We start from the raw sequence: 26,547 nt of genomic DNA on the forward strand, positions 1-26,547 counted from the left end.
TGGCGGGCCGCGGCCTCGAGGTCACTTCACCTTCGCGGCAGCCGCGCTGACCTTTTCAGGGGTTGTCACCAGCGCGAATTCCTTCATCTCGGCGGGCTTCAGGTAATAGAGCCGGTCCGGCGGGGTTTCCATCGCGTGGATCCAGAGGCCAGGCTTGATGCCCATGGCGTCGAGATGGCGGGTGACATCGGCGGTGGTGCGCTGCGCATCCGACATGGCACGCTCGGGCGACAACTTTTCTTTCGTGCCGTTGAAGACCTGATGCACGCCGATCACCGCGCCGTCATCGGCGCTGCGGCTGACGCCACCGTAAAGAATGATCGGGCAGGAGGAGGCGCAGAGCGCGCCTTTCGCCACCGTTGTGCCGATCTTCCGCTCGCGGATCAGCTTCGACATGGCGAGCGCATCGCCGACCGCGCCGCCCGGCGAATCCAACGATACCGTCTTCACATATTCGCCACGCGCCTCGATCTCCTTTTGGAAACGGCCGGCGGCGCCGTATTCGATCGCGCCGCGCGCCAGCAGAATGCCGCCTGGTTGAAGCTCGAATGTCATCGGCTGCTTCAGCAGCTCGGCGCTGGTGGTGATCTCGGCAGGCGGGTTTTCAGGCTCGCCATCGGTCAGCGCTGGCGGCAGAACGGGCATGCTGTCAGGGGCGGCGGGATCGAAGACCGGCAGCGTGGCATTGGCGATGCTGAGATCGCGGAAATCGATCACCAGAAAGGCGACCGCGGCGGCGATCAGCGCATGCAGCACCAGCCGCGGCAGCGTCGAGTCGTCGGTGGCAAGCAGCCTGCGCTTTATCTGCTCGCCTGCCGCTTCGATCTTCATGTCTGCGGACCCTTGCGCGGTGGCTTGCCCGGCAGGTCGAGGCTGGTGACGTTGGAGGGTTCTGGCTCATGTTCCCCGGCAGCATGCGCTTCGGACGCCGCTTCGGCATGCCCATCCGCCTTCGCCGCGGCCTTGGCTTCCGCCCGGGCAACGACGGCCTCGATATCGATGCCGCGCGCCTGCAGCGCCCGCTGAACCTCGATTGCCTTAAGAAGCTCGGCGGCGGTGATCCGCTCGGCAAAGGGCATGCTCTGCTCCTGCCGCCGCAGGGCACCGTGGGCGACCGACAGCATCAGCACCAGCACGCCGGGCAGAAGGTCGATCGAGATTGCGCCCGCCCAACTGGGGATGAAGTCCGAGGCATAGCGCAGCACGGCTTCGGCCGAAGACAGCGGCACGAAGCGCCGCTCGCCGACAGGCTCGCGAGCGAGGATCTGGTCGGCAGCCTGGGACAGCACTTTCGATTGCGCGGCGACGGAGGAGCGGATCGTCTCCATCACCTGATCCTGCCGATTGGCGAGATCGACCTCGCGGCCATCGGCGACAGGGGCGATGAAGCCGAGCGACAGGTCCTCGGCGGCGCGCTTGACGGAGGGTGCGATCGAGGTCTGCTCCAGCGAGGTGATGACGCCGGTCAGCGTCACGACTTCGGCTGCGAACTGGTCAGCGCGCTCGTCGATGGCACCGGGCGCCGAAACCAGCGTGCGCATGGTTTCCAGATGCTTGCGCCCGTCATCGAAAAGAGTGGTGACGCGCTCGCGCGAGGCATTGATGTTGTTCTGCAGTTCGGTCAGCTGCGAGGCCATCTGTGACAGGAGCTGCACGACGCTGCCGGCACCCGTGGTGCCGGTCAGCGCGCCGGTCTCGCGCTCCTGATCGGCAAGCCGCTGGAAGCGTTCCTGCGTGCGCTGGATATCGGGCAGCAGGCTTTGCGCCGCCAGCGCATTCTGGTGCGCCCGGTCGAGATCGCCGGTGTAGTCCTCCAGCGTTTCGGCCAGATGCTGTTCGAGTGCTGCCGAACCCGCAAGAGCTGCCGCGTTCAGCCAGCTCGCCATGGCGATGATCATCGCGCAGCCGAGCGCCATGATGCAGAGCAGAGCCGTGCGCGCCGCCACCGTCGTCACATGCGGGTAGAAGCGGGCGAGATAGGTCCAGAAGGCATAGATCGCCACCGAAACCGCAGCCGAATAGATCAGCGCCGCAAAGAAGGTGGAGGTCGGCGAACCGTCGAGCAGGCTGCGCACGCCGAGATAGGTATAGACGCCGGATGCGAGCGCCAGAACCGCCAGCGCAAAGCGCGTCATCGTTTCCACGGCTTCGATGCCGTCGTGCAGGCGGTGAGATGCGCCAAGCGCCATGATATTCCTCCGGCTGGTATCCTCTTAAGAAACCCTTAAAATCCCGGCGAAAACAAGGCCTTCAAAATGAGCGGGCGCTTACTCCGCTGGCGGTACCCGCGCTGGCTCGCCGGAGAATTCCCGCTCACCGCCAAAGCTATCGCCCGAAGAGCGTAGCGACTTCTCGGAGATGTCGATCAGCGGCGAGAAGGTGGCTGCCGGCATGCGCACATCCTCGGGCTCGTCGAACGCAGCAGGTGAAGACCTGTCACCGCGGGCGACCTCCAGCTGGCCGTTCAGGATGGCGCGTTCGGCGCGCAGCTGGCGGATCTCGGATTTGGCGATCTCCAGGCTGGTGCGCAGCTGGCCGATTTCGTGGCGGTCGCTGTCCATGCGGGTGTCGAGATCGCGCCGCATGGCGTCGGCTTCCCGGTCGCGGCGCGTGCGCAGGCTTTCCGCCTCGCGCAGCTTCACCGTCAGTTCGTTATTATAGGCGGAAAGCTCGCGGCGGGCGGTCTCGCTCTCGGTTCCGCTCATGCGGGCGCGGCGCAGCTCTTCCTCGACGCGCTCGGCGCGCGAGATGGTGGCCGCGAGTTCCGATTTCAGCCGCTTCATCTCGCCGCGCGCCGATTGCAGTTCCTCATCGGTCATCTTGTTGCGGCCGTTCGCGGTGATCAAAAGCTTCTCGACCAGCTCGGCTTTGGAGCCGACGGCGTCGCTCTTGGTCGTCAGGTGGGCAATCTCGAGTGCCGAAGAGGTGGTGACCGTATGCAGCTCGACCTCGGCGCGCTTGTGGCGCTCCTCGACCAGCGACAGTTCCTGCTTCAGGCTGGCGACGGCCGTCTGCAGGTTGGAAACCAGCGCTTCCTGCGCCATCAGATTGCTCTTCAGGTGACCGCGCTCTTCCGTCAGCCGCGCGATGTCGCGGGCCTGCACGGCGCTTTCGCGGCGCGACGTTTCGGTCAGCAACTGGTGTGCCGTCGTTTCCAGATCGAGCTTTTCACGCGTGGCGGACAGTTCGCGGCTGCGGCTGTCGAGCTCCTGCTGCGCGCGCTTCAGAAGCATCGAGGCTTCGTCGAACTGCATGATCCGTCCGGCAAGCTCGCGCTCGGCGTCGAGCAGCCGCGTCTCGATGATCGAAAATTCCTCGCAGGTGATGCCGTGGACGTTCTGCAGCTTGGTCAGCTCTTCGCGCACCGCTTCGATCTCGATGCGGAATTGGCCGTTGGCGGTGCGGATGTCCTTGTTCTCGGCGGCAAGCCGCGCATTGTCCTCGTCGGCCTTGCGTCTCGCGCCGCTCTCGTAGTCGAGCAGCGAGCTGATGCGGGCGCATTCGGCCTGCAGCCGTCCGGTCTCGGAAAGCGAATGGTCATGGGCGCCGAGAAGCGTGGTCACGCGGTCCTGCAAAGCGGAAAGCCCCGCTATCAGCTCCTTGGAATTGCGCTGGTTTTCCTCAAGCACCGATCCGAAGGCCTGGAACTCGTTGATCTCGGGCATCTGGTAGGGCTGCGGCGCCGTTGCCTGGGGCGTCATCGGCTGTTCTGTGATGGAGGCCGGCCGGTAGGCCTGGCTGTTCGTGCGGATATCCGTCTTGCCCGGCTCGTCGCCCCGGCGGAAAAAACTCATGACCATCACTCGCGCCCCAAAAGATCGATGTCAAAATGCAGTTTCGAATTATCAATTCACGCTAATTAAGTTCGTCCTATCAAAGGTTGCTCTAACGATCTTTGCCCGGATAACTTGTGGCGCATCTAGGACCGCAAACCCGCCGCCTGTCAAAGCACCGTTCGATGAAATCAACAGTTTTTTAAGATTTGGACGGGCAGCGAGCGCTGCTTATTCTTCCGGCAGCAGGTTCAGCTTGTCGGTCTGCAGCTCGCTGCCGATCTCGGCGGCCTTCGACTGCTTGTCATAGACGCAGATATGGGTGACGAAGCCGTTGGCGCCCTTGGGCCGGCCGGTCACCAGCGCCAGTCCGTAATGTTCGCTGCCGAAGGGATCGACGACGGCGCGTGCCTCGTCGATCGAGACGGTGGCGGCCGCCTTGCACTTGGCTTCGACGTCGGCGGCAAAATCCTTCCAGGCGTCGTCGGAGGAGGCGAGAGCGCTGCCGGCGCACAGCGGCAGCAGAAGGGAGACGGAAAGGCGGATTTTATTCCTCTGCATCAGGGGCCTCGTTCGGTTCGCTGTGGCGTATCGTTCGGGTTTGTCTGCGCATCATCGGTGATTTTACCCCTCAAAGCCAAGCCCGCAATCAAGGCAATTTTTCCTCTGAGGCTGCCTTTTTTGATGTTTCCGCCGTTGCCACTGGCAGGTTCCGCTCCTATGTTCCGCCTCACCTGCCGATCACGCAACCCATTGCCAAGAGGAGACTTACCATGGCTTTTGAATTGCCCGCACTCCCGTACGACTACGAAGCGCTTTCGCCTTTCATGTCGAAGGAAACGCTGGAGTACCACCACGACAAGCACCACAAGGCTTATGTCGACAACGGCAACAAGCTCGCGGCTGAAGCAGGTCTGGCCGATCTCTCGCTCGAAGAAATCGTCAAGAAGTCGTTCGGCACCAACGCCGGCCTCTTCAACAATGCTGCCCAGCATTACAACCACGTCCATTTCTGGAAGTGGATGAAGAAGGGCGGCGGCGGCAACAAGCTGCCGGGCAAGCTCGAAGCGGCCTTCAACTCCGATCTCGGCGGCTATGACAAGTTCAAGGCTGATTTCGCCAATGCCGGCGCCACGCAGTTCGGCTCCGGCTGGGCCTGGGTTTCCGTCAAGAACGGCAAGCTCGAAATCTCCAAGACCCCGAACGGCGAAAACCCGCTCGTCCACGGCGCTACCCCCATCCTCGGCGTCGACGTCTGGGAACACTCCTATTACATCGACTACCGCAACGCCCGCCCGAAGTATCTCGAAGCCTTCGTCGACAGCCTGATCAACTGGGACTACGTCCTGGAGCGCTACGAAGAAGCCACGAAGTAATCGGTTCGAAGCGAACGGATTTGAAGACACCCGGTGCGAAAGCGCCGGGTGTTTTTGTTTGCGCAAGGTGCGCCCGCCGCGGCGGGCGTCAGCGCTCCGGACAGGATTTTCTGTTTCCGCGCCCGCGAACATGCTGGAGCCGCTTGCAATTTTCCGCGAATAGGCTGCTAGCTAGGGTTTCAACAGGAGGAGCAAATTATGGCCAAGGGTCAGGTTCGCAGCAACAAAGAGACACGCAAGCCGAAGAAGGACAAAGTGGCAGCCAAGGCCCCTCCCGCTCTCGGCTCGCAGGTGAAGTCGAGCGAAAGCGACGTCAAGAAGAAGTAATTGGCGCAGAGCGACGCCAATCATCATCGCTGCCGTCGCTGACGGCAGCGATGTTCGCGCGCGCAAAGCCCGCGCCCCGCAGAACATTGCGATCTCTACGGAAGATCCGGCATATCCAACCGCACCAGCGATGGTGCGGCGGGCAATCGTCACGCCCGGCCGGCGACTCACACGCAGCAATTCCTTTACATTTCGTCCTACCGGCACGACGGAGGGTCTCCCGGTGCTTTCCCGCTGCCCGGCATCCGGACCTTTTTTGGTATTTGGTTAAATGACCGCCCGGCGCGATGCGCCATTTCGAAACTGATTAAAGTTTTTAATCATGTTCTGAATGAGGCTGTGCGGCATCAGGTTGCAGGCGATTCTAGCGCATAAATTGCGCTAAAAAAGCAACTTTTTGTAAAGTTCGCACTGAATTGCAACCTTATTGACAGGTGCTTTCCGGCTTGCTCGAAAGCTGTCCGGCCGCCCGTTTTGCGCGGCGGCATGCACAGTATTTCCTTTTTAAGCAATTGAAAAAGCAGGGTGAGCTTTTAACAATGATGACGAACATCACATACCGGTCTAACGCCGGATCCACGGCGCGGCGCCTTCTGGAAACCTCGGCGCTGACGCTGGTCTTCTCCGCCGGATTGCTCGCTGCCGGAATGGGCGCGGCACGCGCGGATAGCATCGATAACGGCTATGGCAGCAGCCATCCGATCAATATCATCTATCCACAAATGGGCGAAGGCCGTAGCGCCGGCATCAGCGGCAATGGAAAGGTTGTCGTCGGTCAAATAGTTACCAACGACTTGGCCGCGCCGCATGCCTTCACTTGGGGAATCAACGATGAATGGACGTTTCTGGATGGGCTTCCCATCGTATCGTTCGTGTCGACGGTTTCGTACACCACGGCTCTCGCCGTCAACTATGATGGCTCGGTCATCGTCGGCACGTCTTCAGAGGGCGGCGGCCGGCAACATGCCGTACGCTGGACGAACGGCACTCCTGAAGAACTCACTGGTGTAACCGATGCGGTCAATACGGTCGCAACCGGCCTCAGCCGAACCGGCTCTGTGATCGTCGGATACTCCGAATTTGATAGCAGTCCCAGCACCAGCCAGGGCATTCGTTGGGAGGGTACCGACATGCGGACTCTCGCCGGACTGAATGGCAGCGAGATGTCGAAAGCATTTGGCGTGAGCGGTGATGGTAGCGTCATTGTTGGTGAAGCCCAAGATGGCAACAATCCCGGCAACAGGTATGCCGTGCGATGGACCGACCAAGGCACAGAGGTCCACGATCTTGGCAGTTTGCTCAGCGGAAACGGAGTGTGGTCCACTGCATCCGCTGTCAGCAGCAATGGTTCTGTTATCGTCGGTTCCTTTGGGCAGGACTCGGGCACCACTCACGCCTTCCGGTGGACTGCCCAAGGCACGGCGGATATCGACAACCGTGGCAGCGAGGCTTATTCCGTTGCCAATGCCGTCAGCGGCGACGGGTCGGTGATCGTCGGTCAGCTTCGGCAAGGGGCCGCCGATCGCGCGTTCCGGTGGGCCAATGGTCAAATGCAAACAGTCGAGGATTGGCTTGAAGACAATGGTGTCGAGCTCGGTGGCAGTGATTTCACCACGACTGCGACCGGCGTTTCCGAAGATGGCAAGGTAATCGTCGGCGATGCCGAGAACGGCCATATGTTCATTGCCCGTGCAATCACTTCGGGCGACACCGACACGCCCGGCACCACCTCCGGCATCATCGACGTCCAGCAGTACAACACCACCCTCGTTGCCAAGCCCTCCGCACAGGTCGGTCTCGGCTATGCCAACACCGTCCTCCAGGGTGCACATGGCGAGCCGATGCGCGATCTGCTCGGTCTCGGCCAGCGCTCCGTCGCCTTCACCTCCGACATCGGCTATGACGACAGCCGCGTTTCGAACGGCGGCGTCGGCATCGGCGACGTGACCTTCGGTTACGGTCTTGCGGAAGGCGTCACCGCCCGCTTTGCCGGTGGCGGTCTCTACACCAAGCAGGATATCGAGACCGGCGGCGACTTCCATCAGGCAGCCTTCTACATGTCGCCCGAAGCCACCATCGCGCTCGGCAGCAGCAACGTCTATGCGACGATCGGCGGCTACTATTCGACTGGCCGGATGAACATCCACCGCGGCTATATGAATGGCGCGGCGATGGACTTCTCGCATGGCGAAACCGACGTCGATACCTACGGCGCCAAGATCCGCTTCGACTGGTTGAACGCGGCGACGATCGCAGGCACCAAGCTGACGCCCTATGCCAGCCTGACCTACGCTCACTCGCATATGGACGGCTACACGGAAGAGGGCGGCTCCTTCCCGTCGGCCTTCGATTCCGTCAACGACCACTCGACGGTCGCCCGCATCGGCGTCGACTTCATTCATGACGTGACGGACACCGTCCGCCTGACGGCCCGCGCCGAAGCCGACTACCGCTTCGAGAAGACCACGGCCGGCACCAGCGGCCAGATCGTCGGCCTCTCGGCCTTCGAATTCGACGGCGAAGACGTCAAGCAGCTCTGGCTGCGCGGCGCCATCGGCACCGAGTTCGACGTCGCAGGCGGCACCGCCTCCCTCGGCATCAACGTCACCACCGAAGGCGACGATCCGAACGTCTGGCTGCGCTCCGGCTGGAACGTCAAGTTCTGATCATTGCCTCGATAGTCCTGAAAAGACACACCCGGCGTCATCGGCGCCGGGTGTTCTCGTTTGCGGCTGCACGCGATAAGCGCCGCGCCGCCGGACCATTTTTGGGCACAAGCCTAAAAGCGGCGCCTTGGCGCTGGTCAATCCAAATTGCGTTAATGCTAAAGCGCTATGGCTTGTTGCCCCAATTTCCAAAGAGGACACTACCCATGAAAATCTTGCTTGCAGGCGTCGTTCTGGCCGCATTGCTGCCCGGCATCAGCCAGGCCAAGACGCTTGAATTTCCAAGCGACGCGCCGATCGCCGAAATTGCCATCCCCGACGCCTGGAACCCTGAAGAGACCGATACCGGCATCCAGGCGACCTCGGCAGACTCCGCCATCTATCTCTCGATCGACATTGCCGACGAGAAGACGACCGACAAGGTCATCGACGATGCCGTCGCCTTCCTTGAAAAGAACGGCGTCAAGATCGACGGTTCGACCCAGAAGAAGTCCGATGAGCAGATCAACGGCATGGACATGACCAATTTCGACTGGACCGGCAAGGACGACGACGGCGCCGTCAATGTCGGCCTGTCGCTGCTGTCGCCGAAAGCCGGAAAGCTCCTGGTCATCACCTATTGGGGCTCCCAGGGCACCCAGGAAGCGCATGCTTCCGAACTGCAGGGTATCATCAGCTCGCTGAAGGCTGCTGAGTAAGTGCGACAGGCGGATGCTTCTCTATGGAGCATCCGCCTGTTCCAGACGGCATCAGGCAACCGCCTGAAACGGCATCGCCTTGATCTCGGTGACATCCCGCTTCGGTGGCGTGCCGAAGGTGCGGGCATATTCGCGGCTGAATTGCGAGGCGCTTTCATAGCCCACTTCATAGGCCGCCGTCGCAACGCTGGCGCCATCCGCCACCATCAGCCGCCGCGCTTCGAGCAGGCGCAGGTTCTTCTGGTATTGCAGCGGCGTCATCGCCGTCATCTCCTTGAAATGCTGATGGAAGGACGAAGGGCTCATGCGGGCTGCTGCCGCCAGCTGCTCGATGCGCATGGGCGTTGTGAAATTGTCGCGCAGCAGGTTGATGGCATCGGTCATCCGCCTTGCGTGGCTGCCGGGCAGTGCCAGCTTGCAGACCTCGCGGCCGTTAGGCCCCGTCAGCAGCCAGTAGCAGATCTCGCGCATGATCGCCGGATAGAGCACCGGGATCGCCTTCGGCGTCTCCGTCAGCCGCACGAGGCGCAGCACGCAATCGGCCAGCACACCGTCGAAGTCCTGCACGAAGACACCGGCAGCACCTTCGCCCGCCGGACGCGGCGGCTCTTCCATCGCCTCCATCACCTCGCGCAGGATCGCCACGTCGAAATCGATGTTGAGGCCGATATAGGGCGCCTCCTTGCTGGCTTGGGTTATCTGCCCCAGCGCCGGCACTTCGAAGGTCACCACCAGCGACTGCATCTCGTGGTAATCGAACACCCGGTCGCCGACCATGATCTGCTTGGCGCCCTGCACGACGACGCAGATCGTCGGCCGGTAGATCATGTGGCGCGGCATGACAGGCTGGCCGACGCGCGAGACGGAGAGGGCAGGGACCGGCGTCTGGAAGCGCCCCTCGGCATCTCCCGCGAGCCGGTCGATATAATCGAGAATGGCATGTCTCAAGGGTGTCAGCATGGAAAGAAACTCCTTGCCTGAAGGTATGCGCCACAGAGGCGCCTCCCGCAACTGGCTTGGAGGAATAGGCAAGAAATTCGAGAGTTCCGGCATCAACAGAAAGCCGTTTCGGGCCTACCGTCAGAGCATCCCATCCAACAGAGGAATGCGAAGATGTCCAGCGAAACGCAAGTGAATTCAAAGCACAAGATCGCAATCGTCACCGGCGGCAGCCGCGGTCTCGGCCGCAACACGATCGTCAACCTGGCAAGGCGCGGCGTCGATGTGATCTTCACCTACCGTGCAAATCGGGCAGAAGCCGATGCGGCCGTTGCCGAGATCGAAGGGCTGGGCGCCAGGGCTTTCGCCTTCCAGCTCGACACCGGCCGCATAAGCGATTTCGATGCCTTCGTCGAACAGGTGAAGGAGGTGCTGCAAACGCTTGGAACCGATCGGTTCGACTACCTCGTCAACAATGCCGGCAACAGCTATCACGCGCCGATATCAGAGACGACCGAAGAGGCCTTCGACGAGCTCGTCAACATCCATTTCAAGGGCGTCTATTTCCTGACGCAGAAGCTGCTGCCGCTGATGAATGACGGCGGCCGGATCATCAATATTTCCAGCGGCCTTGCCCGCTTCACGGTGCCCGGTATTTCCGCCTATGCCTCGGTGAAGGGCGCCATCGAGGTCTTCACCCGCTATCTAGCTAGGGAACTCGGCCCGCGCCGCATCACCGCCAACACGGTGGCTCCCGGCGCCGTCCAGACCGATTTCAGCGGCGGCGTCGTCCGCGACAACCCAACCTATAACAAGATGGTCTCCGACACGACGGCGCTCGGCCGCCCCGGCCTGCCCGACGATCTCGGCCCGATGATCGCCTCGCTTCTCTCTGACGACAACCGCTGGGTCAACGGCCAGCGCATCGAAGTCTCCGGCGGCGCTAATCTCTGAGGCATCAACGCGCGTGGCTGTGGCCAGCCACTCAGCCGCGCGCCGCCCACAGCAGCCCGCGCCGCAGGATCTCGCGCATATGCGGATGCTCGTATTCGGCCGCCACATGGCCGAGGGCCGAATAGAAGACGCGGCCCTGTCCGAAATGCCGCTTGAAGACGACGGGCATCACCACGTTGCGCGCCGCCTCGTCATGTTCGCCGCTGAAGGTCGTCGTCGCCAGCACTTCGACGGTCGGGTCGTAGTGCAGGTAATATTGCTCAGAGCGATAGTCGAAGTCGGGAATGCCCTCGACGACCGGATCGTTCTGCCTGGTGATGTTGACGCGGAAGTCGATGATATTTCCGGGGTGCGAAACCCAGGTGACGCCGGAGACATAGCGGAAGGGCGCGCTTTCCTTGAAGGAGGTTGCCAATGCCCCATGCGGCCCGCCAAGCCCCAGCCCGCCGCGCACCGCCTCGACCAGCGCATCGGCATGCGCCTTTTCCAGCTTCTCACCGGTGATGATGGGCACCAGCAGGTCGGCCTTGGCGATATCGGGTGAGCCGAAGATGCCGAGATCGCCCGTTACTTCAGTGGAAAAGCCGTTCTTCCGCAGGATGTCGCCGACAACGCCAGCGCATTCCTCCGGCTCGTGACCCTTCCATCCGCCCCAGACGACGATTGCCTTGCGCATTCCTCCGCTCCCATGCTGATTCCTCAAAATCTCAGGGCAACATAGGGCGAAGATCGTCTGATGTCAGGCCGGAGGATTGGCCCAGCCGCGCATCCATTCCTCGCGCAGCCGGTCGCCGTCGCCGCGGAAGAAGGCCGCAGCGCTCTCGCAATGCTCCACACGGTCGCTGCGGAAATTGCGGATCGCCCTGCGCAGCTCGCACCAGCCGACGATATTGGCGTATTGAGAATAATAGATCAGCGCGATCGGCCGGATGATGCGCTCGGTCGCGCGGCCCAGTTCGTCGCGATAGTCGAGCGACAGTTTCTCCTCGTCGCGGATCGCCCGCCTGACCATGCCGAGATCGAAACCGGCAGGCGGCTGCGCCACCGAGCCCCAGGCATAGAGCGCCTTGTTCTCCATCGCCTGCCGGAGCGGACCGGGAACGGCACCCGATATCTTCTGGTTCACCCGCCGCGCCGCCTGTTTCAGCTCGTTGTCGCCGGTGCGATCGAGAAGCGCGAGCGACAGCACGATCGCCTCCATCTCCTCGATCGAAAACATCAGCGGCGGCAGGTCGAAACCTGGGCGCATGATATAGCCGATGCCGCGCCCGCCCTCGATCGGCACGCGCATCGCCTGGAGGGCAGCGATATCGCGGTAGATCGACCGGACCGTTACCTCCAGCTGGTCGGCCATCGCCTGTGCCGTCATCGGCTTCTTCGAAAGCCGGAGGATCTGGATGATCTCGAAAAGCCGCGATGCCTTGCGCATTTTGCCCGCTCGTTGAAACGCTCCTGACAATACACTGTCAGTTGCCCTTCCGTATAGCCATTGCTTATCGGGTTGAAATCAAAGGCGGAGAGCGAAATTCTGCCGCCAAACAGCAAACGGGCAACTGACATGACATATAGCGAAAACCTCTGGCTCTATTTCACGCTTCTCTTTGGCATCATCATCGTGCCCGGCATGGACATGCTCTTCGTGCTCGCCAACTCGCTGACCGGCGGCCGGGCACGGGGCATGGCGGCAACGGCGGGCATCATGGCGGGCGGGGCAGTGCATTCGCTCTACGGCGCGATCGGCGTCGGCATTCTCGCCAGCCTGCTGCCATCGCTCTTCGCGCCGCTGCTTTTCATCGGCGCCGCCTACATGGTCTGGATCGGTTTCACGCTGATCCGCAGCTCGATCACCGTCAACGAGGTCGGCGATGGTGCCGTGCGCACCGATTGGCGGGCCTTCCGCCAGGGCGCCATCACCTGCCTGATCAATCCCAAGGCCTATCTCTTTATGCTCGCCGTCTATCCGCAATTCCTGAAGCCGGTCTACGGGCCGATCTGGGTGCAGGGCGTGATCATGGGCCTGATGACGCTCGCCACCCAGTTCGCCATCTACGGCGCCGTCGCCTTCACCGCCGACCGCAGCCGCACCCTGCTGATCGCCAATCCCGGCGTCACCATCATGGTCGGCCGTGTCGCCGGAGCACTGCTGATCATCGTCGCGGTCCTGACAGCGTGGCACGGCTGGGAAACGGAAGTGCAATTCTCCGGCGCCGGCAATTGAGCTATGATCTGATTCTGGCGCGGCCCGTGCCTCCCCCCTCCGAAGGGAAAGTATCGATCATGCAGGGCATCTGATCATCGAACCCACTGTCCGGGCACGACGCATAAGGAGGGAATGCAGCCATTGCCCGTATCAGGAGGTTTATGATGAAACTGTCTGCACCTGTCTATCGCCTGAAACGAAAGGCAAAGCTCCTATCCCGCGAAGAGAACATTCCCCTGCACGAAGCACTCGACCGGATCGCCGCCAGGGAAGGCTTTTCGGGCTGGAGCCTGTTATCCGCGCGATTGGCGGAGGCCATGCCGGCAAGCGAACTCTTCGCCCGCCTCAGCCCCGGTGATCTCGTTCTCCTCGGCGCGCGTCCCGGCCACGGCAAGACGCTGATAAGCCTGGAGCTTGCCGTCGAGGCGATGAAAGCGGGCCACCGCAGTGCCTTCTTCACGCTGGAATATACGGAGAGGGACGTCCTCGACCGCTTCCGCATGATCGGTGCCGATTGGGAGCGCTACAAGGCGCTCTTCGAGTTCGATACGTCGGAGGCGATCAGCGCCGACTACATCGCCGGCCGCCTGTCATCCGCCGCGCGTGGCACGCTCGTGGTTATCGACTACCTGCAGATCCTCGACCAGCGGCGGGACAAGCCGGATCTGATGACGCAGGTGCGGACGCTGAAGGCTTTCGCGCAGGAAAGAGGCCTCATCATCGTCTTCATCTCGCAGATCGACCGCTCCTACGATCCGGCGGTGAAGCCGTGCCCTGATATGACGAATATCCGGCTGCCGAACCCGCTGGATCTCAGCCTGTTCGACAAGGCGTGCTTCGTAAACAACGGGGCGATCGAGTTCCGGGCGGCTTAGCACTATCTCCCTATGTGCCCGCAGCCCCCTCATCCGCCCTGCGGGCACCTTCTCTCCCCGCCTGGGAGAAGGGGACACGAGACGGCGCGGGAACTCCCTTCTCCCCTCGGGGAGAAGGTGGCGGCAGCCGGATGAGGGGGCCACCGATGCCAACGTCGCGCAATTTCGCTAGCTCCCTACCAATTTGAAATCCCTGTCATATCACCCAATTGTTACTTCGCGGCCCGGAGAAACTTGCCATCATGCGGCCGCGAATAAGAGGCGCCGGGATTCTAAGCCCTCGGTATCCAAGAGGAGTCTGCAATATGAAATTCAAAGTGATAGCGGCGGCCGTCATGGTTGCCGGAATGGCGGCCACGGCGGTCTTCGCTCAGGACGGCACGCATGAAGCGCGTGAAGCCATGATGAAGAAGATCGGCGGTTCCGTCGGCGCCATGTCGGCCATTGCCAAGGGCGAAAAGCCCTACGATGCCGAAGCCATCAAGGCGGCGCTGACCACCATTTCGGAAACCGCCAAGGCGTTTCCCGAGCAGTTCAAGCCCGGCACCGAGCAAGGCGACAAGGAAGCCAGCCCGAAGATCTGGGAAAACATGGCGGACTTCAAGGCGCGTGCCGACAAGCTCAGCACCGACGCCGATACGATCCTCGCCCAGCTTCCGGCAGATTCCGCCGGTGTCGGTGGTGCGCTGAAGACCCTCGGCGCCAATTGCGGCGGCTGTCATCAGGCCTACCGCCTGAAGGAATAGCGGTAGGTCTTTCCCATCCTTGAAGCTTTCGGTCCGTTCCCGTCTTGCCGCGGGTGCGGGCCGGTTTATGTTTAGATGCAGTGATTGCAAAAAGGGGAGCGGCAGATGGTCCGCAGGTTCATCCGGTTCTTGCTCTGTCTGATCGGCGTCGCCGTTCTCGGTGGCGCCGTTTTCTATTTCATCACCGCGCCCAATCCGCTGCCCGAGAGCCACTGGGCCGGTCTCGGCGAAGCTGATCTCAAGAATGGCGAAATGGTCTTCTGGGCAGGCGGCTGCGTCAGCTGTCATGCGGCACCCGGTTCGCAGGGCAATGCCAAGCTCGCGCTCGCGGGCGGTCTGGCACTGAAGAGCCCCTTCGGAACCTTCCACGTTCCCAATATCTCCCCGGATGAGAAGGCCGGTATCGGCGCCTGGACGCTGGCGCAATTCGGCAATGCCATGAAGCGCGGCGTCGGCCCGCAGGGTCAGCATCTCTATCCGTCCTTCCCTTACGGCTCCTATGCGCGCATCAGCGACAAGGATGTCGTCGACCTCTTCGGCTACATCAAGACCCTGCCGAAAAGCGAAAACGTCGCGCCGCCGCACGAGCTGCCGTTCCCCTACAATATCCGCCTGGCGCTCGGCGGCTGGAAGTTCCTGTATTTCAACGATCAGCCCCGCGTCGTGCTCGCCAATGCCGACGACAAGCTGAGGCGCGGCCAATATCTCGTCGAGGGCCCCGGCCATTGCGGCGAATGCCACACCCCGCGCGACGCGCTGGGCGGCTTCAAGCCCGACATGTGGCTGGCAGGCGCCCCGAACCCCGAAGGCGAGGGACGCATTCCCAACATCACCCCGGGCGGCCAGGATGTCGGCAACTGGAGCGAGGCCGACATCGCCAACTACCTCGAAACCGGCTTCACCCCCGACTTCGACTCCGCCGGCGGCTCGATGACCGAAGTCCAGCAGAACATCGCGCATCTGCCGAAGAGCGACATCGAGGCGATCGCCGCCTATCTGAAGGCAGTGCCGAAGCGGTGATGCTTGCAAAAAATGCTAGCACCGCTTATCTTGCCACGGGATGAATGGGCGCCACAAACGGACATTGCAGTCAGTCTTTCGCGATCCGGTGTCCGGCTCGATCGTGTGGGATGACATCGAAAGGCTGTTGCTGGCTGCCGGTTGCGTCATCGTCGAAGGAAGCGGCTCGCGCGTGCGGTTCGAAAAGGACGGCAAACTGGCTTTCTTCCATCGCCCGCATCCGGAAAAGGAAGCCAAGCGCTACCAAGTGAGGGATGCCAGGCGCTTCCTGCAGTCATTGGGAGTTGAGCCATGAATGTGATGAGTTACAAGGGTTATGCTGCGCGCATCGAATTCGATGCCGAAGATGAAATCTTCTTCGGCAATATCGCCGGAATTTCCGATGTCATCGGCTTCCATGCCAACACTGTCGAGGACCTGAAAAGCGCCTTTCACGAGGCCGTCGACGACTATCTCGAGACCTGCCGCAAGATCGGCAAGGAGCCGCAGAAGAGTTTCTCCGGCAAGATGATGTTCCGCGTCGATCCGGATGTGCACGCCCGCGCCGCAAGGGCGGCCGAATTGGCAGGCAAGAGCCTGAACCAGTGGGCGGAAGAGGTGTTGGCGAGCGCCGCGGATAAGTCTGCGGCGTGATTCTGTTATTGGACGTCAAGACGTGTCTCAACTTCCCTTGTTCTCGTGACGGGCACAGAAATTAGTGCAGTGAGACAGCACGCAGCCTACATCCCCAGCTGCCTCTCAATCGCCGCCTTGTCGATCACCGACCAGACTTCACGCACCTTTTCATCTTCGAACCGGTAGAACACGTTCTCCGGAAAGCTGAGGCGCCGGCCGTTGACCGGTAGTCCCATGAATATCCCAACGGGCGTGCAATCGAAGGCCAGGCGGGCGGCAATATAAGGCGGATCGGCGGCGAGCAGTTCGATGGTAAAGCGAAGGTCGGGGATTTCGCGATAGTCGTTCTCCAGCATGGCGCGATAGCCGGCCACGCCGAACGGTCGGCCATTGTGTTGGGCATCGGGATGGACGAAGGCGTCGAGCTGCGGCCAATCCTGTGCATTCAGGCAGTCGATGTATTGGCGGTAAATCTCTTCCAGCTTGTCTTTTGTCACAGCGGTGCCATTCCTTGTCTGTCGCCAACTCTCTCCGATCGAGTTAATCCGAAAGGAGTATAGAGGTTCCACATCTTTCCCGTGCGTGGTGCTGCCCGGAAGAGGTTGCAGATGAATATGCAGTCGCGCCATGGTTATATTTAAGTTTAAAAAGTATTATTCCATCCAGAGAGAACAAATAAATGCCGCATTGCAGCACAATTGTTTCCGTGCTGCCCGATGCTTGCCGCCTTGGCGAGATCTCATCCGTGACTGACTGAAGAACGCTCTGGTCTTCTGTAAGAAAAGGATAGTTGAATGCACGGCATATCTGTCTCCCGGAATAATGATCTTGAAGCCGTCGCCCGCAAAGGCGGCAAGCTGCGCCGCATGGCGGTGCGCATCCCGACCTATCTTGCCGATGTCAGGGAGAACCCGGCCTGGCTGCCGATGTTCCTGCTGGCGCGCACCATTCCGGGCCGCCGCGCCCATTGGCTGACGGCAAGGCGCGTCAATGACGGGGAACAGGCGCTGCCGTCGATGTTCGAGGGAGCCGATGTGGAAACTGTCGTTGCCAGCCTCAGGGGCGAGGGGCTGTTCTCGGGGCTCGTGCTGCCGGAGGGCATTCATCGGCAGATCGCGCGCTTTGCTGCGGAGACGCCGTGCTTCGGCAATTTCGATCGCCGCATGGAATTCCTGGCGCCTGAGCACCGCGATGCCGAGAAACGCTTCGGCCGCCCGCTGCTCAGCGGTCACCATTTCGAGCGGGCTCTCGATTGCGATGCCGTGCTTGCTGTCCAGCGCGATCCGCTGCTGTCGGCGGTCGCGAGGCAATATCTCGGCGCCCAGGCGCAGCTGATCACCACCCGCATCTGGTGGAGCTTCCCGACCGAAGCCAGCGAAGCCGATCGCAGCCTCGCCTCGCTCGACAAATATCACTTCGATCTAGACGACTGGCGGATGCTGAAGTTCTTCTTCTATCTCGTCGATGTCGATGAGGGCACCGGCCCGCATGTCTATGTCAGGGGCAGCCACAGAAGGCGTAGCGTCAGGCATCAGCTGACCCTGCTGGTCGGTCATCCGGCGGACGAAATCCTGGATTACTATGGCAGCGATAGCGCCGTGACGCTGACCGGCAAGGCCGGGCAGGGCTTCGTCGAGGATCCCTTCGGCTTCCACATGGGCACAGTGCCTGTCACCGCGCCCCGGTTGATGATGGAGGTCGGCTTCGGCGTCTCCAAGCCATCCCGGCGCCGCTTCCACGGCGAGCCGGTGATCCGCTGAAACGCCGGAAGGCGCTCAGGCGAGCGCCTGCATATAGCGCATGCCGGTCACCGGGCGCGCTGTGAAATCCATGTACTGGTAGAAACGATGGGCCTGGATATTGCCGGTCGCGGCGCTGACCGAAAGGTAGTCGCAGCCGGCGCCCTTTGCCGTCTCGCGGGCGCGGTTGACGAGGTGCTGGCCGATGCCGTGGCCGCGATGGCCGTCGCGAACGAAGAGATGGTGCAGATCCATGCCGCGCTTGCCTTCCTGGGCGCGATAGAGCGGGCAGAGGATCGCGTAGCCGATCAGACCTTCATCGGTTTCCGCCACCAGCGCGGTGATCCACGGCACGGTGCCGAACAGGTCACGCTCCAGCTGTTCCATCGTCGATGCCGAGGCATCGCCATGGTGGATGGCAAGCAGGTTGATCATGTCGTTGAGTTCGGGCAGATCGCGCGGCTTGGCCGTGCGGATGGTCACCACCGGCGGGCGGATCAGCGAAATTTCACTGTCTTCGATTTCAATCATGGCCTTCGCGTCCTTGTGTGTTTCTGCCGTCAGGACGCTGCTGATACAACAAAGCCGCCTGACGGCGGCTTGTTGACAATATGATCTGTCGGGCCGCCCTCTAGAGGTACAGCCAAAAGTACGAGCGGTTGATGTGCGCGTTCTGGATCATGAAATGATAGATTCTCCAGAACGGAAACTTTGTCAATGGCACTTCGGGCAGCCTTTGGAGGTATGCCTGCAATTAGCAGAAGGCATAGATCAGCCCGGCGATTGCCGCGATGCAGATCACCGTCAGCGCCCCGCGCTCGATCCGCCCACTCATCGCGGCCACCATGCGGCAAGCGATGAAAGGCTGAAGATCAAGACGACAAGCGCCATGATCGCGCACCATCCAAGGATCCGGCGGACGGCTGGTGGAGTGCGCAGCAGATAGGTTTTCAACCCGGCCGGCGGCCGCGCCATGGGCTCAGCGGACGTCACATCCGGCCGTTCGTTTTCCGTATTCGCCATATGGGCGACCTCGCAATGCAGCTCAATGTCAGCCGTTGCATCCCCATGAAAGCGCGCCGGAGTGGATGCTACACCGGCAACCCTGTTCTGGCTTTTGCATTTGACATGTCGGCGAAGATAACCGCGCACCAGACGCTTCGCGAATTGCAGGAGCGCGCGCGTGGATGGCCAAGGCAAGTTTGACAAAAGCTATGGATGCAAAGGTCCTCGCAACGATCCCGCGACGGATTCTCTCACCAAGTGGCCCTGATGAAAAACGAGAAGATTTTTGTTACCCGACCCAGCTTGCCGCCACTGGAAGAATTCATTCCATCGCTGGAGAAGATATGGGACAGCAAGATCCTGACGAATGGCGGGCCTTTCCACCAGGAGCTTGAAGAGCGCCTCGCGGAACATCTTGGCGTCGGGTATGTGAGCCTGTTTGCCAATGGCACGATGGCCTTGCTGACCGCGCTTCAGGCATTGCGCATCACCGGCGAGGTGATCACCACTCCGTATTCGTTCGTCGCCACCTCGCACTCGCTTCTGTGGAACGGCATCCAGCCTGTCTTCGTCGATATCGACCCGGTCACGCTCAACATCGATCCGGCACGCATCGAAGGCGCCATCACCCAGCACACGACGGCGATCATGCCGGTTCATTGCTACGGCCATCCCTGCGATGTCGATGCGATTCAGCGCATCGCCGACAACTACAATCTCAAGGTCATCTATGACGCCGCCCATGCGTTCGGCGTCAAAGACCATCGCGGCAGCGTCCTGAACTATGGCGACCTTTCTGTCGTCAGCTTCCACGCGACCAAGGTCTTCAACACGTTCGAGGGCGGCGCCATCGTCTCTCCCGACGCCAAGACCAAGGCACGAATCGACAATCTGAAGAATTTCGGCCATGTCGGCGAAGTGACCGTCGTGGCACCCGGCACGAACGGAAAGATGAGCGAATTCAATGCAGCGCTCGGCGTTCTGCAGCTGAAATATGTCGATGTCGCAATCGAGGCCCGTTCCCGGATCGATGCCGCCTATCGCGAACAGCTTGCAGGCATCAAGGGCATCCATTGCCTTGGCGCATCAACGGAAACTGTCGCCAACTATTCCTATTTCCCGGTCCTCATCCGTCCGGATTTCCCGATGTCGCGTGATGATGTCTACGACCGGCTCAAGGATCTCGGCATTCATGCGCGCCGCTATTTCTACCCGCTGATCTCAAGCTATCCGATGTATCGCAGCCTGCCATCCGCCGGCACCGGCAATCTTCCGGTTGCGACGGAAGCTGCGTCCCAGGTGCTGTGCCTGCCGATCTACCCGGATCTGGAAATGGCGACGGTGGAGAAGATCACCGATTTCCTGCGTTCGGCGTAACCGCTAGCCTCTGTCCAGCATCGCCTTCTCATGGTCGAGAAAGGCGCGGCTGCGTGGCTTCAGGGGGCGGGCCGGATTGCCGGCATAGATCATGAATGGGTCGAGGTTCTTGTTGACGAGTGCCATCGCGCCGGCAGCAGCGCCTTCGCCGATCGTCACGCCGGGAAGAACGACCGCGCCGTTGCCGATGATCGCATGGCGGCCGATCGTCACCCCCTTGGAAATGACGTTGGTGAAATCGGCAGGAACCGTCGGGTTGGTCAGCCATTCGCCGCTGTAGTCGTCGCTTCGGGCATAGATCGAAACGCGTGCCGACAATCCACTGAAGCTCTGCATGGTGATCCGCGCTTCACCCTTGCCGCCATGCAGAGTGCAGTGGCTGGCGATGTGGATATAGTCCTGCAGCACGATCTCGCCGCTGAGAATGGTGAAGTCGTCGATCCGCACGTGATCCCCTAGGCTGATTGCCGGGGCGCCGTAGATGCGGGCAAATCTGCTGACCTTGCAGTTCTTGCCGAACGCTTTCAGGCCCAGCGCATGCAGCTCGTCATGTGACAAAAAGCTATCGGTCATCGCAAATATCCCCATCCCGATCGTCAGATCCAACTTGCCATTATGTCTAACCGATTCGACGCGCGGCTGCGGCATACCCGTGGGATTTCGCATTTTTGCATGACATTCGAATCGGCTAGTGTCGAAGCTGTAGGCCATGCAGCGCCGGGCTTTTGCGGCTCGCATGCGGGTTCAAAGTGAAATTCATCATGGCTGCCGAAATCCGGTTTCGGCCTTAATTTGAGAGCGAAGTCATTCATGAAATTTGTTGCGCTTATCGGACTGATAGACGAGGCCGACTGCATCGGCACTTGCATCGACTATCACCTTGCGATCGGCTTCGACCATATTGTCGTCACCGATATCGGATCGACGGACGGCAGTATCGAGATCGTCAAGGATCGCATCGCGGCCACCTCGCGCGTCTCCCTGTTGCACGCGGGCCTCGATCTCCGCAGCACCAACTGGCCCGGACGGATGCTGGAATTTGCCGTTACCGAGCTCAAGCCCGACTATGTGGCGCATATCGATCCCGATGAATTCTGGATCCCCTATGGCGGAACGCTGGCGTCGCTGCGCGATCCCGGCCAGGCCGATGTGATGAGCGTGCGGCGTTACAATGCCGTCCAGAATGTCGACGAGGTCGTCAACGGCCGCCAGCTCGATCCGGCGCGGTTCCGCGAGCAGATCGTCTATATCGAACGCGCTCCTGTCGATGCTAACAGCCCGATCGGCACGCCGATCTATTCCGGCGCTATCGGCCCCAAGGTCATGCACCGGGGTGTCGGCGCGCAGCTTTCACTCGGCCATCACTCCGTTGCCAGCCCGCAGCTGAAGACGCAGGTTGTTCCGGAAGATCTTCTGATCCTTCATTTTCCGATCTCGAGCTATGCCAAGTTCGAGCAGAAATACCGGAATGCGGCCGCGACGCTTGCGGCAAATCCGCAAATGCACCCGACCGCCGCCTGGCATTGGCGCCGCTTGGCCAAGGCGATCGAGCAAGGCACGCTCGACGAAGAATATCGCCACCAGCTCTTCAACACGGAGCAGATCGAACGCCTTTCGGCATTGGGCCGGGTCGGTCCTCTGGAAGGCGTGTTCGCCCGTCGCGCATAGCTGACGCTCTGCACTGCCGGCGGCCTGTCATCCGGGCCGCCGCTTGTGATCATCACAGGTCAGGCAATGCACAACGCCCGCCCGCACAGCTGTCCTCCAGGTCTGCAGGCAACGTCGTCGCGACCGGAATGGGCGCCGCCAGCGCCATGGCGATCCGGGCGCCGACAGCCATGTCGTCTTCGACACCGAAGGCGTGATGCAGGATGGTGCCGTCGCGGCTGATGAGCACGGAGGAGGGCGTGCCGCGCAGTCCATAGCGGCGCATCGTCACCGGAATGTCCGACTGGCCGTCGGCCAGGTCGACGCCGATCGGCGAGGTCAGGCGGTATTCATGGATAAATGCTTTCAGCGTCACCGGGGTCATCGCCTCGTGATGCTCGAAGACGGTGTGCAGGCCGATGACCTGCAGATCCGTGTGGCCGAAGAGCCGTTCGATCCGGCGCACCTGTGGCAGGCTTTCGGCAACGCAGCCCGGGCAGAGCAGCTGGAAGCTGTGGAGATAGATCACCCTGCCGCACAGGCCCTCGAGGGTGAGCGGCGTTTCGGTATTGAACCATTGGCTGACGGCGAGTTCCGGCGCCTTGATGGCCGTTTCGTTCGGCATTGCTTTGATCCTTTCGTGAGCCGGCCGGCCCCGGCGCGGTTGCAAACGGCGCATTGAGGGGAGTAAGGCTGGGCGGCTTTCTCTTTTCCATTTGCCTGGAGAGAGGAACATGCCGGTCCGCCGATGGCAGTTGGCGGACCGGCGCCTCCGTTTACTTGGCGGGCATCACCTTGCCGGGAAGGCTGAGATTTCCCGAGGCGACCTTGAAGACGTTGTCGACGCAGAGCAGCGGCGAATGCAGGTTGCCGTTGATCTTCAGTCCGGCCGTGACGCCGTCATAGGACGCGCCCTTGATGCCGCCGATCAGCGACAGCGGGATGGTGACATCGACGGTATCGCCCTTGAGCGCGGTCGGATAATCCGGGCTGTCGATCAAAAGCGGCACGCCGGGCCAGGTGGCCGGCAGCTTCGGCTTGCTGCCTTCAGGAATGTCGCTGACCTTCAGCCCGCCGGCGCAGGCCTTGTCCTCGTTCAGCACCACCCAGTGCGGATGCCAGACGGAGCGGTTCTGCTTGCCATAGGCGGCATCGTCGAAATCCGGATGGAAGGTGACGGCAAGCGCGACGATGCCCTTGTCCTTGTCGAAGCCGATATCGCCGCTGTTGAGCGAGGTCGGCCAGACATAGGCATAGACGCCGGATCCTTCGAACTTGCCCGTTGCGGCGGGCTTCTCGCTGCCTGCCTCGCCGCGCACGCGGGTCGAAAAGATGGCGCTATCCCCGGTGGTGGTGATCCGCGTCTCCACGATGTCGAACGCGGCCTTCACCGTCTCGTCGGGCTTTGCATCGACGGAGTGGGCGGTGGCTAAATTCGGCGCAAGCGCGAGCGTTCCGGCGATCAGCGCGCCGCTCAGTATAGGCTTTAACATGGTCATTTCCTTTTCTGTTCCTGTTTGCCTGGAGAGGTCTGCCTATCCCTTTTGAAAGGCGTCCCAGGTGGCAGCCCGGGTTGCCGGATCGGCAGTTTCATGTTCGCGGCAATCGACGCGGAAATCGCGCTGACCGAAGGCCGCATTCACGAAGTCGCAATGATGCGGCTTGGCCGCGTCATCGTGCTGGTAGGGGCGGAAATAGCGGCAGGTGGCGCACATGCGCTGCACCGGTATCGCCTCGGCCTCCTGGAGATGCCGGATCATCTTGACGATCGACATCAGCAAATCTTCCTGTTCCTCAGCGGGCAGCGTGCGTGCCGCCGCCGCAGCCGATCCCTCGGCCGCACTCGCCTCGGCCAGGATCGCGCGTCCCGCGGCTGTCACCGCCACTGCGGCCGCGCGCTTGTCTCCGGCCGCCGCCGCCTTTTCGGCATAGCCCTTGCGCTCCAGCGCCGCGATCGAATCCGTCGCCGTCGGCTGAGAGACGCCGAGATGGACGGCGATCTCCTTGACCCGCACCGGCTGGTCGCGCCCGGCGAGGTAATCGAGGATCGCCAGCTGCGTCGGCTTCAGGCCGGTGGCTTCGGCGCGCGTCCAGTCGTCGCTGCGCATCGCCACGGCCAGGCGCGCAAGCCCTTCGCTGATGCGATGTGAGATCGGGGTCGGGTCCAGAGGTGTTTCCATGATGCTTATATATAGGAGTCCTATATAAATTCAAGATGTGCCTGCGTCAGCTTGGCTCTTTCGTGAAAGCTCAGGCAATGATAGGGTACCCCCCTATATTAAATCGAGAACAGAGATGTCCCACACCCAGCACCAGAAAAAGAAGTTGATCGCCCGTATCAGCCGCCTGAAGGGCCAGCTCGATGCCGTCGAGCGGGCATTGGAGGCCGAGCGGCCCTGCGGCGATATCCTGCAGCTGCTGGCCTCGATCCGCGGCGCGCTGAACGGGCTGACCGGCGAAGTGCTGGACGATCACCTGCACGAACACGTCCTGCACGCCGCCGATGAGAAGGCGCGGGCGGAAGCCGTCGAAGAGATTTCGGAAGTGCTGCGGACCTATATCCGCTAGAGACCTGAGGACTGCGCAATGACTGCGAACACGCTTGAACATGACCACATTTTCCTGGGCGCCGATCACGACCGCAACGAACGCCGCATCTGGCTGGTGATCGCGCTCACGGCCGTCATGATGGCTGTCGAGATCGGGGCGGGGACCTATTACGGGTCGATGGCGCTGGTCGCCGATGGCTGGCACATGTCCACCCATGCCAGCGCGCTGCTGATCTCGGCCTGCGCCTATCTCTATGCCCGCAGGCAGGCGCATAATCCGCGCTTCACCTTCGGCACCGGCAAGCTCGGCGATCTCGCCGGTTTCGCCAGCGCCATCATCCTCGCCATCATTGCCCTGCTGATGGCCTGGGAAAGTTTTCTGCGTATCACCCATCCGGTGCCGATCAGCTTCTCGCAGGCGATCGGCGTTGCCGTTGCCGGTCTCGGCGTCAATCTCGTCAGCGCCTGGCTGCTGAGAGGCGAGGGGCATCATCATGGCCACGCGCACGACCACGGCCATCATCACGGCGATCACGCCCACCACGGTAACCACGGCGCCGACAACAACATGCGCGCCGCCTATATCCACGTCATCGCCGATGCGCTGACCTCGGTGCTTGCCATTGCCGCACTCGCGCTTGGCAGTGTCTATGGCTGGCTGTGGCTCGATCCGCTGATGGGCATCGTCGGTGGCGTGATCATCGCCCAATGGTCCTTCGGCCTGATGAAATCCTCCGGCCGCGTGCTGCTCGATGCGATGGAGGAGAACGAGGATCTGCCCGGCGACATTCGCAAGCTGATCGAAACCGGCGGCGACCGCATCACCGACCTGCATGTCTGGCAGGTCGGCCCCGGCCACCACGCGGCAATCGTCGCCCTCGTCAGCCCCGATCCGCAGCCGCCGGAAACCTACAAGGCTAAGCTTCAGGCGCTCGGCGAATTGTCGCATGTGACCGTCGAGGTCAGCCGCGCAAGGGCTGCAGCCTGATAACTTTATCGAGGCGGCGGGATCGCGCCACAATCGCTCCTTAATTCTGTCCTCCGGTGATTCTGCCGGAGGATTTCATGCCCATTGCCCTGTCCCGCCGGAGCCTGCTCGTCAGCTCTGCGCTTCTCTATCCCTCGCTCATGCTGGCGCCGCCCGCGCGTGCCGATGACGATGATGTCGATCAGCAGCTGGCGGCATTGGAAAAGCGCACCGGCGGCCGTCTCGGCGTCTCGGTCATGGACACCGGCACCAATGTCAGCTTCTCCAACCGCGAGACGGAACGCTTCCCGCTACTCAGCACCTTCAAGGTTCTGGCCGCGGGCATGGTGCTCGCCCGGGTTGACGGCGGCGACGAAAACCTGGAGCGCCGAGTCACCTACGATCAGGACAAGCTCGTCACCTATTCGCCCGAGACGGAAAAGCATGTCGGCGCCGAAGGCATGACCGTCGGCGAGCTCTGCAAGGCGGCGATCACGCTCAGCGACAACACTGCCGGCAACCTGCTTCTCGACAGTCTCGGCGGTCCCGAGGCGCTGACCAAATGGCTGCGCTCCATCGGCGACACGTTGAGCCGTCTGGACCGCATCGAGACCGAGCTCAACGAAGCGAAGAAGGATGATCCGCGCGACACGACGACGCCGGATGCGATGCTCGATACGCTAGGCAACCTGGCGCTTGGCACGGTGCTCTCGGAGCCCTCGCGCCAACAGCTGATCGACTGGATGATCGCCAACACCACGGGCGCTGCGCGCCTGCGGACCGGCCTGCCGGAAGAGTGGAAAGTGGGCGACAAGACCGGCACAGGCAGCAACGGCTCCGCCGCCGATATCGCCATCATCTGGCCTGAGGAAAGCGCCTCGCCAATCCTCGTCGCTGTCTATGTCGCCGAGGCGACGGCTCCGGTGTCCGAACTCAACGATGTCTTTGCCGAGGTCGCCAAGCTCGCCGCCGGCATGCTGCAATAATAAAATAATCAAACCCCATCAAAGAGATCGGGCGGAGATGTGAATCTCCGCCCGATCTCTTTGAATCAGAATCTGAAGTCTGAAAGCG

Annotated in this window: 31 protein-coding genes; 17 read left to right on the top strand and 14 right to left on the bottom strand. The window is 61.7% G+C overall.

What is annotated here, in order from left to right:
- Positions 1-21 precede the first annotated feature (21 nt).
- The 4 genes from AC1DIJ_RS13670 to AC1DIJ_RS13685 all read right to left on the bottom strand — a co-directional run bounded on the left by AC1DIJ_RS13670 (position 22) and on the right by AC1DIJ_RS13685 (position 4,334).
- Positions 22-831, bottom strand: a complete 810-nt coding sequence (locus tag AC1DIJ_RS13670; protein WP_112389810.1) for a Clp protease/crotonase-like domain-containing protein — start codon at positions 829-831, stop codon at positions 22-24.
- A complete protein-coding gene (locus tag AC1DIJ_RS13675; RefSeq protein ID WP_112389811.1) occupies positions 828-2,189 on the bottom strand; it encodes a hypothetical protein in 1,362 nt (453 codons plus the stop codon). The genes AC1DIJ_RS13670 and AC1DIJ_RS13675 overlap by 4 nt, the downstream gene beginning before the upstream one ends.
- Before the next feature lie 78 nt (positions 2,190-2,267).
- On the bottom strand, positions 2,268-3,794 hold the full coding sequence (locus tag AC1DIJ_RS13680; RefSeq protein WP_310291527.1) for a coiled-coil domain-containing protein: 1,527 nt from the start codon (positions 3,792-3,794) through the stop codon (positions 2,268-2,270).
- Positions 3,795-4,004: 210 nt separating this feature from the next.
- A complete protein-coding gene (locus AC1DIJ_RS13685) occupies positions 4,005-4,334 on the bottom strand; it encodes a hypothetical protein (protein WP_112389813.1) in 330 nt (109 codons plus the stop codon).
- A gap of 212 nt (positions 4,335-4,546) precedes the next feature.
- Between AC1DIJ_RS13685 and AC1DIJ_RS13690 the strand changes: the two genes are divergently transcribed.
- From AC1DIJ_RS13690 to AC1DIJ_RS13705, 4 genes are all read left to right on the top strand, one after another.
- A complete protein-coding gene (locus tag AC1DIJ_RS13690) occupies positions 4,547-5,149 on the top strand; it encodes a superoxide dismutase (protein ID WP_112389814.1) in 603 nt (200 codons plus the stop codon).
- A 198-nt stretch (positions 5,150-5,347) separates the two neighbouring features.
- Positions 5,348-5,476 (top strand): hypothetical protein, encoded by a 129-nt coding sequence (locus AC1DIJ_RS13695; RefSeq protein WP_310291523.1) that lies wholly within the window; start codon positions 5,348-5,350, stop codon positions 5,474-5,476.
- A 542-nt stretch (positions 5,477-6,018) separates the two neighbouring features.
- Positions 6,019-8,142 (top strand): autotransporter domain-containing protein, encoded by a 2,124-nt coding sequence (locus AC1DIJ_RS13700; protein ID WP_477831426.1) that lies wholly within the window; start codon positions 6,019-6,021, stop codon positions 8,140-8,142.
- Positions 8,143-8,348: 206 nt separating this feature from the next.
- On the top strand, positions 8,349-8,840 hold the full coding sequence (locus AC1DIJ_RS13705) for a histidine kinase (RefSeq protein ID WP_112389816.1): 492 nt from the start codon (positions 8,349-8,351) through the stop codon (positions 8,838-8,840).
- A gap of 51 nt (positions 8,841-8,891) precedes the next feature.
- On the opposite strand, the gene AC1DIJ_RS13710 is transcribed toward AC1DIJ_RS13705, so the two are convergent.
- Positions 8,892-9,800 carry an AraC family transcriptional regulator gene (locus AC1DIJ_RS13710; RefSeq protein WP_112389817.1) on the bottom strand — a complete coding sequence of 303 codons (909 nt, stop codon included), beginning with the start codon at positions 9,798-9,800 and terminating at the stop codon, positions 8,892-8,894.
- A 153-nt stretch (positions 9,801-9,953) separates the two neighbouring features.
- On the opposite strand from AC1DIJ_RS13710, the gene AC1DIJ_RS13715 reads away from it, so the two are divergent.
- Entirely contained in the window at positions 9,954-10,733 is a 780-nt protein-coding gene (locus AC1DIJ_RS13715) for an SDR family oxidoreductase (RefSeq protein ID WP_112389818.1), read from the top strand.
- Positions 10,734-10,764: 31 nt separating this feature from the next.
- On the opposite strand, the gene AC1DIJ_RS13720 is transcribed toward AC1DIJ_RS13715, so the two are convergent.
- Both AC1DIJ_RS13720 and AC1DIJ_RS13725 read right to left on the bottom strand, forming a co-directional pair.
- Entirely contained in the window at positions 10,765-11,409 is a 645-nt protein-coding gene (locus AC1DIJ_RS13720) for a ThuA domain-containing protein (RefSeq protein ID WP_112389819.1), read from the bottom strand.
- Between the two features lie 63 nt (positions 11,410-11,472).
- Positions 11,473-12,162 carry a helix-turn-helix transcriptional regulator gene (locus AC1DIJ_RS13725; protein WP_112389820.1) on the bottom strand — a complete coding sequence of 230 codons (690 nt, stop codon included), beginning with the start codon at positions 12,160-12,162 and terminating at the stop codon, positions 11,473-11,475.
- 129 nt (positions 12,163-12,291) lie between these two features.
- On the opposite strand from AC1DIJ_RS13725, the gene AC1DIJ_RS13730 reads away from it, so the two are divergent.
- The 6 genes from AC1DIJ_RS13730 to AC1DIJ_RS13755 all read left to right on the top strand — a co-directional run bounded on the left by AC1DIJ_RS13730 (position 12,292) and on the right by AC1DIJ_RS13755 (position 16,207).
- Entirely contained in the window at positions 12,292-12,951 is a 660-nt protein-coding gene (locus AC1DIJ_RS13730; RefSeq protein ID WP_112389821.1) for a LysE family translocator, read from the top strand.
- Positions 12,952-13,097: 146 nt separating this feature from the next.
- Positions 13,098-13,808 carry a DNA helicase gene (locus AC1DIJ_RS13735; RefSeq protein ID WP_112389822.1) on the top strand — a complete coding sequence of 237 codons (711 nt, stop codon included), beginning with the start codon at positions 13,098-13,100 and terminating at the stop codon, positions 13,806-13,808.
- Between the two features lie 305 nt (positions 13,809-14,113).
- Entirely contained in the window at positions 14,114-14,554 is a 441-nt protein-coding gene (locus AC1DIJ_RS13740) for a cytochrome c (RefSeq protein WP_112389823.1), read from the top strand.
- A gap of 105 nt (positions 14,555-14,659) precedes the next feature.
- Positions 14,660-15,574, top strand: a complete 915-nt coding sequence (locus AC1DIJ_RS13745; protein WP_112389824.1) for a c-type cytochrome — start codon at positions 14,660-14,662, stop codon at positions 15,572-15,574.
- 40 nt (positions 15,575-15,614) lie between these two features.
- Positions 15,615-15,869: a type II toxin-antitoxin system HicA family toxin gene (locus AC1DIJ_RS13750; RefSeq protein ID WP_112389825.1), complete on the top strand. Its 255-nt coding sequence runs from the start codon at positions 15,615-15,617 to the stop codon at positions 15,867-15,869.
- Positions 15,866-16,207 (top strand): type II toxin-antitoxin system HicB family antitoxin, encoded by a 342-nt coding sequence (locus AC1DIJ_RS13755; protein WP_112389826.1) that lies wholly within the window; start codon positions 15,866-15,868, stop codon positions 16,205-16,207. The genes AC1DIJ_RS13750 and AC1DIJ_RS13755 overlap by 4 nt, the downstream gene beginning before the upstream one ends.
- Before the next feature lie 86 nt (positions 16,208-16,293).
- On the opposite strand, the gene AC1DIJ_RS13760 is transcribed toward AC1DIJ_RS13755, so the two are convergent.
- Positions 16,294-16,686, bottom strand: coding sequence for an ester cyclase (locus AC1DIJ_RS13760; RefSeq protein ID WP_477831427.1), 393 nt, complete (start codon positions 16,684-16,686; stop codon positions 16,294-16,296).
- A 297-nt stretch (positions 16,687-16,983) separates the two neighbouring features.
- Between AC1DIJ_RS13760 and AC1DIJ_RS13765 the strand changes: the two genes are divergently transcribed.
- The gene (locus tag AC1DIJ_RS13765; RefSeq protein ID WP_112389828.1) at positions 16,984-17,949 is read left to right on the top strand and encodes a phytanoyl-CoA dioxygenase family protein; all 966 of its coding nucleotides are present in this window, start codon (positions 16,984-16,986) and stop codon (positions 17,947-17,949) included.
- Positions 17,950-17,964: 15 nt separating this feature from the next.
- Here the strand turns inward: AC1DIJ_RS13765 and AC1DIJ_RS13770 are convergent, their stop codons facing one another.
- Positions 17,965-18,459, bottom strand: coding sequence for a GNAT family N-acetyltransferase (locus tag AC1DIJ_RS13770; RefSeq protein ID WP_112389829.1), 495 nt, complete (start codon positions 18,457-18,459; stop codon positions 17,965-17,967).
- A 223-nt stretch (positions 18,460-18,682) separates the two neighbouring features.
- On the bottom strand, positions 18,683-18,832 hold the full coding sequence (locus AC1DIJ_RS13775) for a hypothetical protein (protein WP_162698658.1): 150 nt from the start codon (positions 18,830-18,832) through the stop codon (positions 18,683-18,685).
- Between the two features lie 368 nt (positions 18,833-19,200).
- Here AC1DIJ_RS13775 and AC1DIJ_RS13780 point away from each other — a divergent pair, with 368 nt between their 5' ends.
- The gene (locus AC1DIJ_RS13780) at positions 19,201-20,310 is read left to right on the top strand and encodes a DegT/DnrJ/EryC1/StrS family aminotransferase (RefSeq protein ID WP_112389830.1); all 1,110 of its coding nucleotides are present in this window, start codon (positions 19,201-19,203) and stop codon (positions 20,308-20,310) included.
- A gap of 3 nt (positions 20,311-20,313) precedes the next feature.
- On the opposite strand, the gene AC1DIJ_RS13785 is transcribed toward AC1DIJ_RS13780, so the two are convergent.
- Positions 20,314-20,883 (bottom strand): LbetaH domain-containing protein, encoded by a 570-nt coding sequence (locus AC1DIJ_RS13785; RefSeq protein ID WP_112389895.1) that lies wholly within the window; start codon positions 20,881-20,883, stop codon positions 20,314-20,316.
- A gap of 237 nt (positions 20,884-21,120) precedes the next feature.
- On the opposite strand from AC1DIJ_RS13785, the gene AC1DIJ_RS13790 reads away from it, so the two are divergent.
- Positions 21,121-21,978 carry a glycosyltransferase family 2 protein gene (locus tag AC1DIJ_RS13790; protein ID WP_112389831.1) on the top strand — a complete coding sequence of 286 codons (858 nt, stop codon included), beginning with the start codon at positions 21,121-21,123 and terminating at the stop codon, positions 21,976-21,978.
- A gap of 52 nt (positions 21,979-22,030) precedes the next feature.
- Here the strand turns inward: AC1DIJ_RS13790 and AC1DIJ_RS13795 are convergent, their stop codons facing one another.
- From AC1DIJ_RS13795 to AC1DIJ_RS13805, 3 genes are all read right to left on the bottom strand, one after another.
- Positions 22,031-22,582, bottom strand: coding sequence for a redoxin family protein (locus AC1DIJ_RS13795; protein WP_112389896.1), 552 nt, complete (start codon positions 22,580-22,582; stop codon positions 22,031-22,033).
- Between the two features lie 151 nt (positions 22,583-22,733).
- Positions 22,734-23,456: a hypothetical protein gene (locus AC1DIJ_RS13800; protein ID WP_477831428.1), complete on the bottom strand. Its 723-nt coding sequence runs from the start codon at positions 23,454-23,456 to the stop codon at positions 22,734-22,736.
- A 36-nt stretch (positions 23,457-23,492) separates the two neighbouring features.
- Positions 23,493-24,137, bottom strand: a complete 645-nt coding sequence (locus AC1DIJ_RS13805; RefSeq protein ID WP_112389833.1) for a MarR family transcriptional regulator — start codon at positions 24,135-24,137, stop codon at positions 23,493-23,495.
- Between the two features lie 115 nt (positions 24,138-24,252).
- Here AC1DIJ_RS13805 and dmeR point away from each other — a divergent pair, with 115 nt between their 5' ends.
- The 3 genes from dmeR to bla all read left to right on the top strand — a co-directional run bounded on the left by dmeR (position 24,253) and on the right by bla (position 26,459).
- Positions 24,253-24,525 carry a Ni(II)/Co(II)-sensing transcriptional repressor DmeR gene (gene dmeR, locus AC1DIJ_RS13810; protein WP_112389834.1) on the top strand — a complete coding sequence of 91 codons (273 nt, stop codon included), beginning with the start codon at positions 24,253-24,255 and terminating at the stop codon, positions 24,523-24,525.
- Positions 24,526-24,543: 18 nt separating this feature from the next.
- Positions 24,544-25,494, top strand: coding sequence for a CDF family Co(II)/Ni(II) efflux transporter DmeF (gene dmeF, locus AC1DIJ_RS13815; protein WP_112389835.1), 951 nt, complete (start codon positions 24,544-24,546; stop codon positions 25,492-25,494).
- A 77-nt stretch (positions 25,495-25,571) separates the two neighbouring features.
- Positions 25,572-26,459 carry a class A beta-lactamase gene (gene bla, locus AC1DIJ_RS13820; protein WP_112389836.1) on the top strand — a complete coding sequence of 296 codons (888 nt, stop codon included), beginning with the start codon at positions 25,572-25,574 and terminating at the stop codon, positions 26,457-26,459.
- The last annotated feature ends 88 nt before the right edge of the window (positions 26,460-26,547 follow it).

This window comes from Rhizobium sp. 10N427 (genome assembly GCF_056394605.1).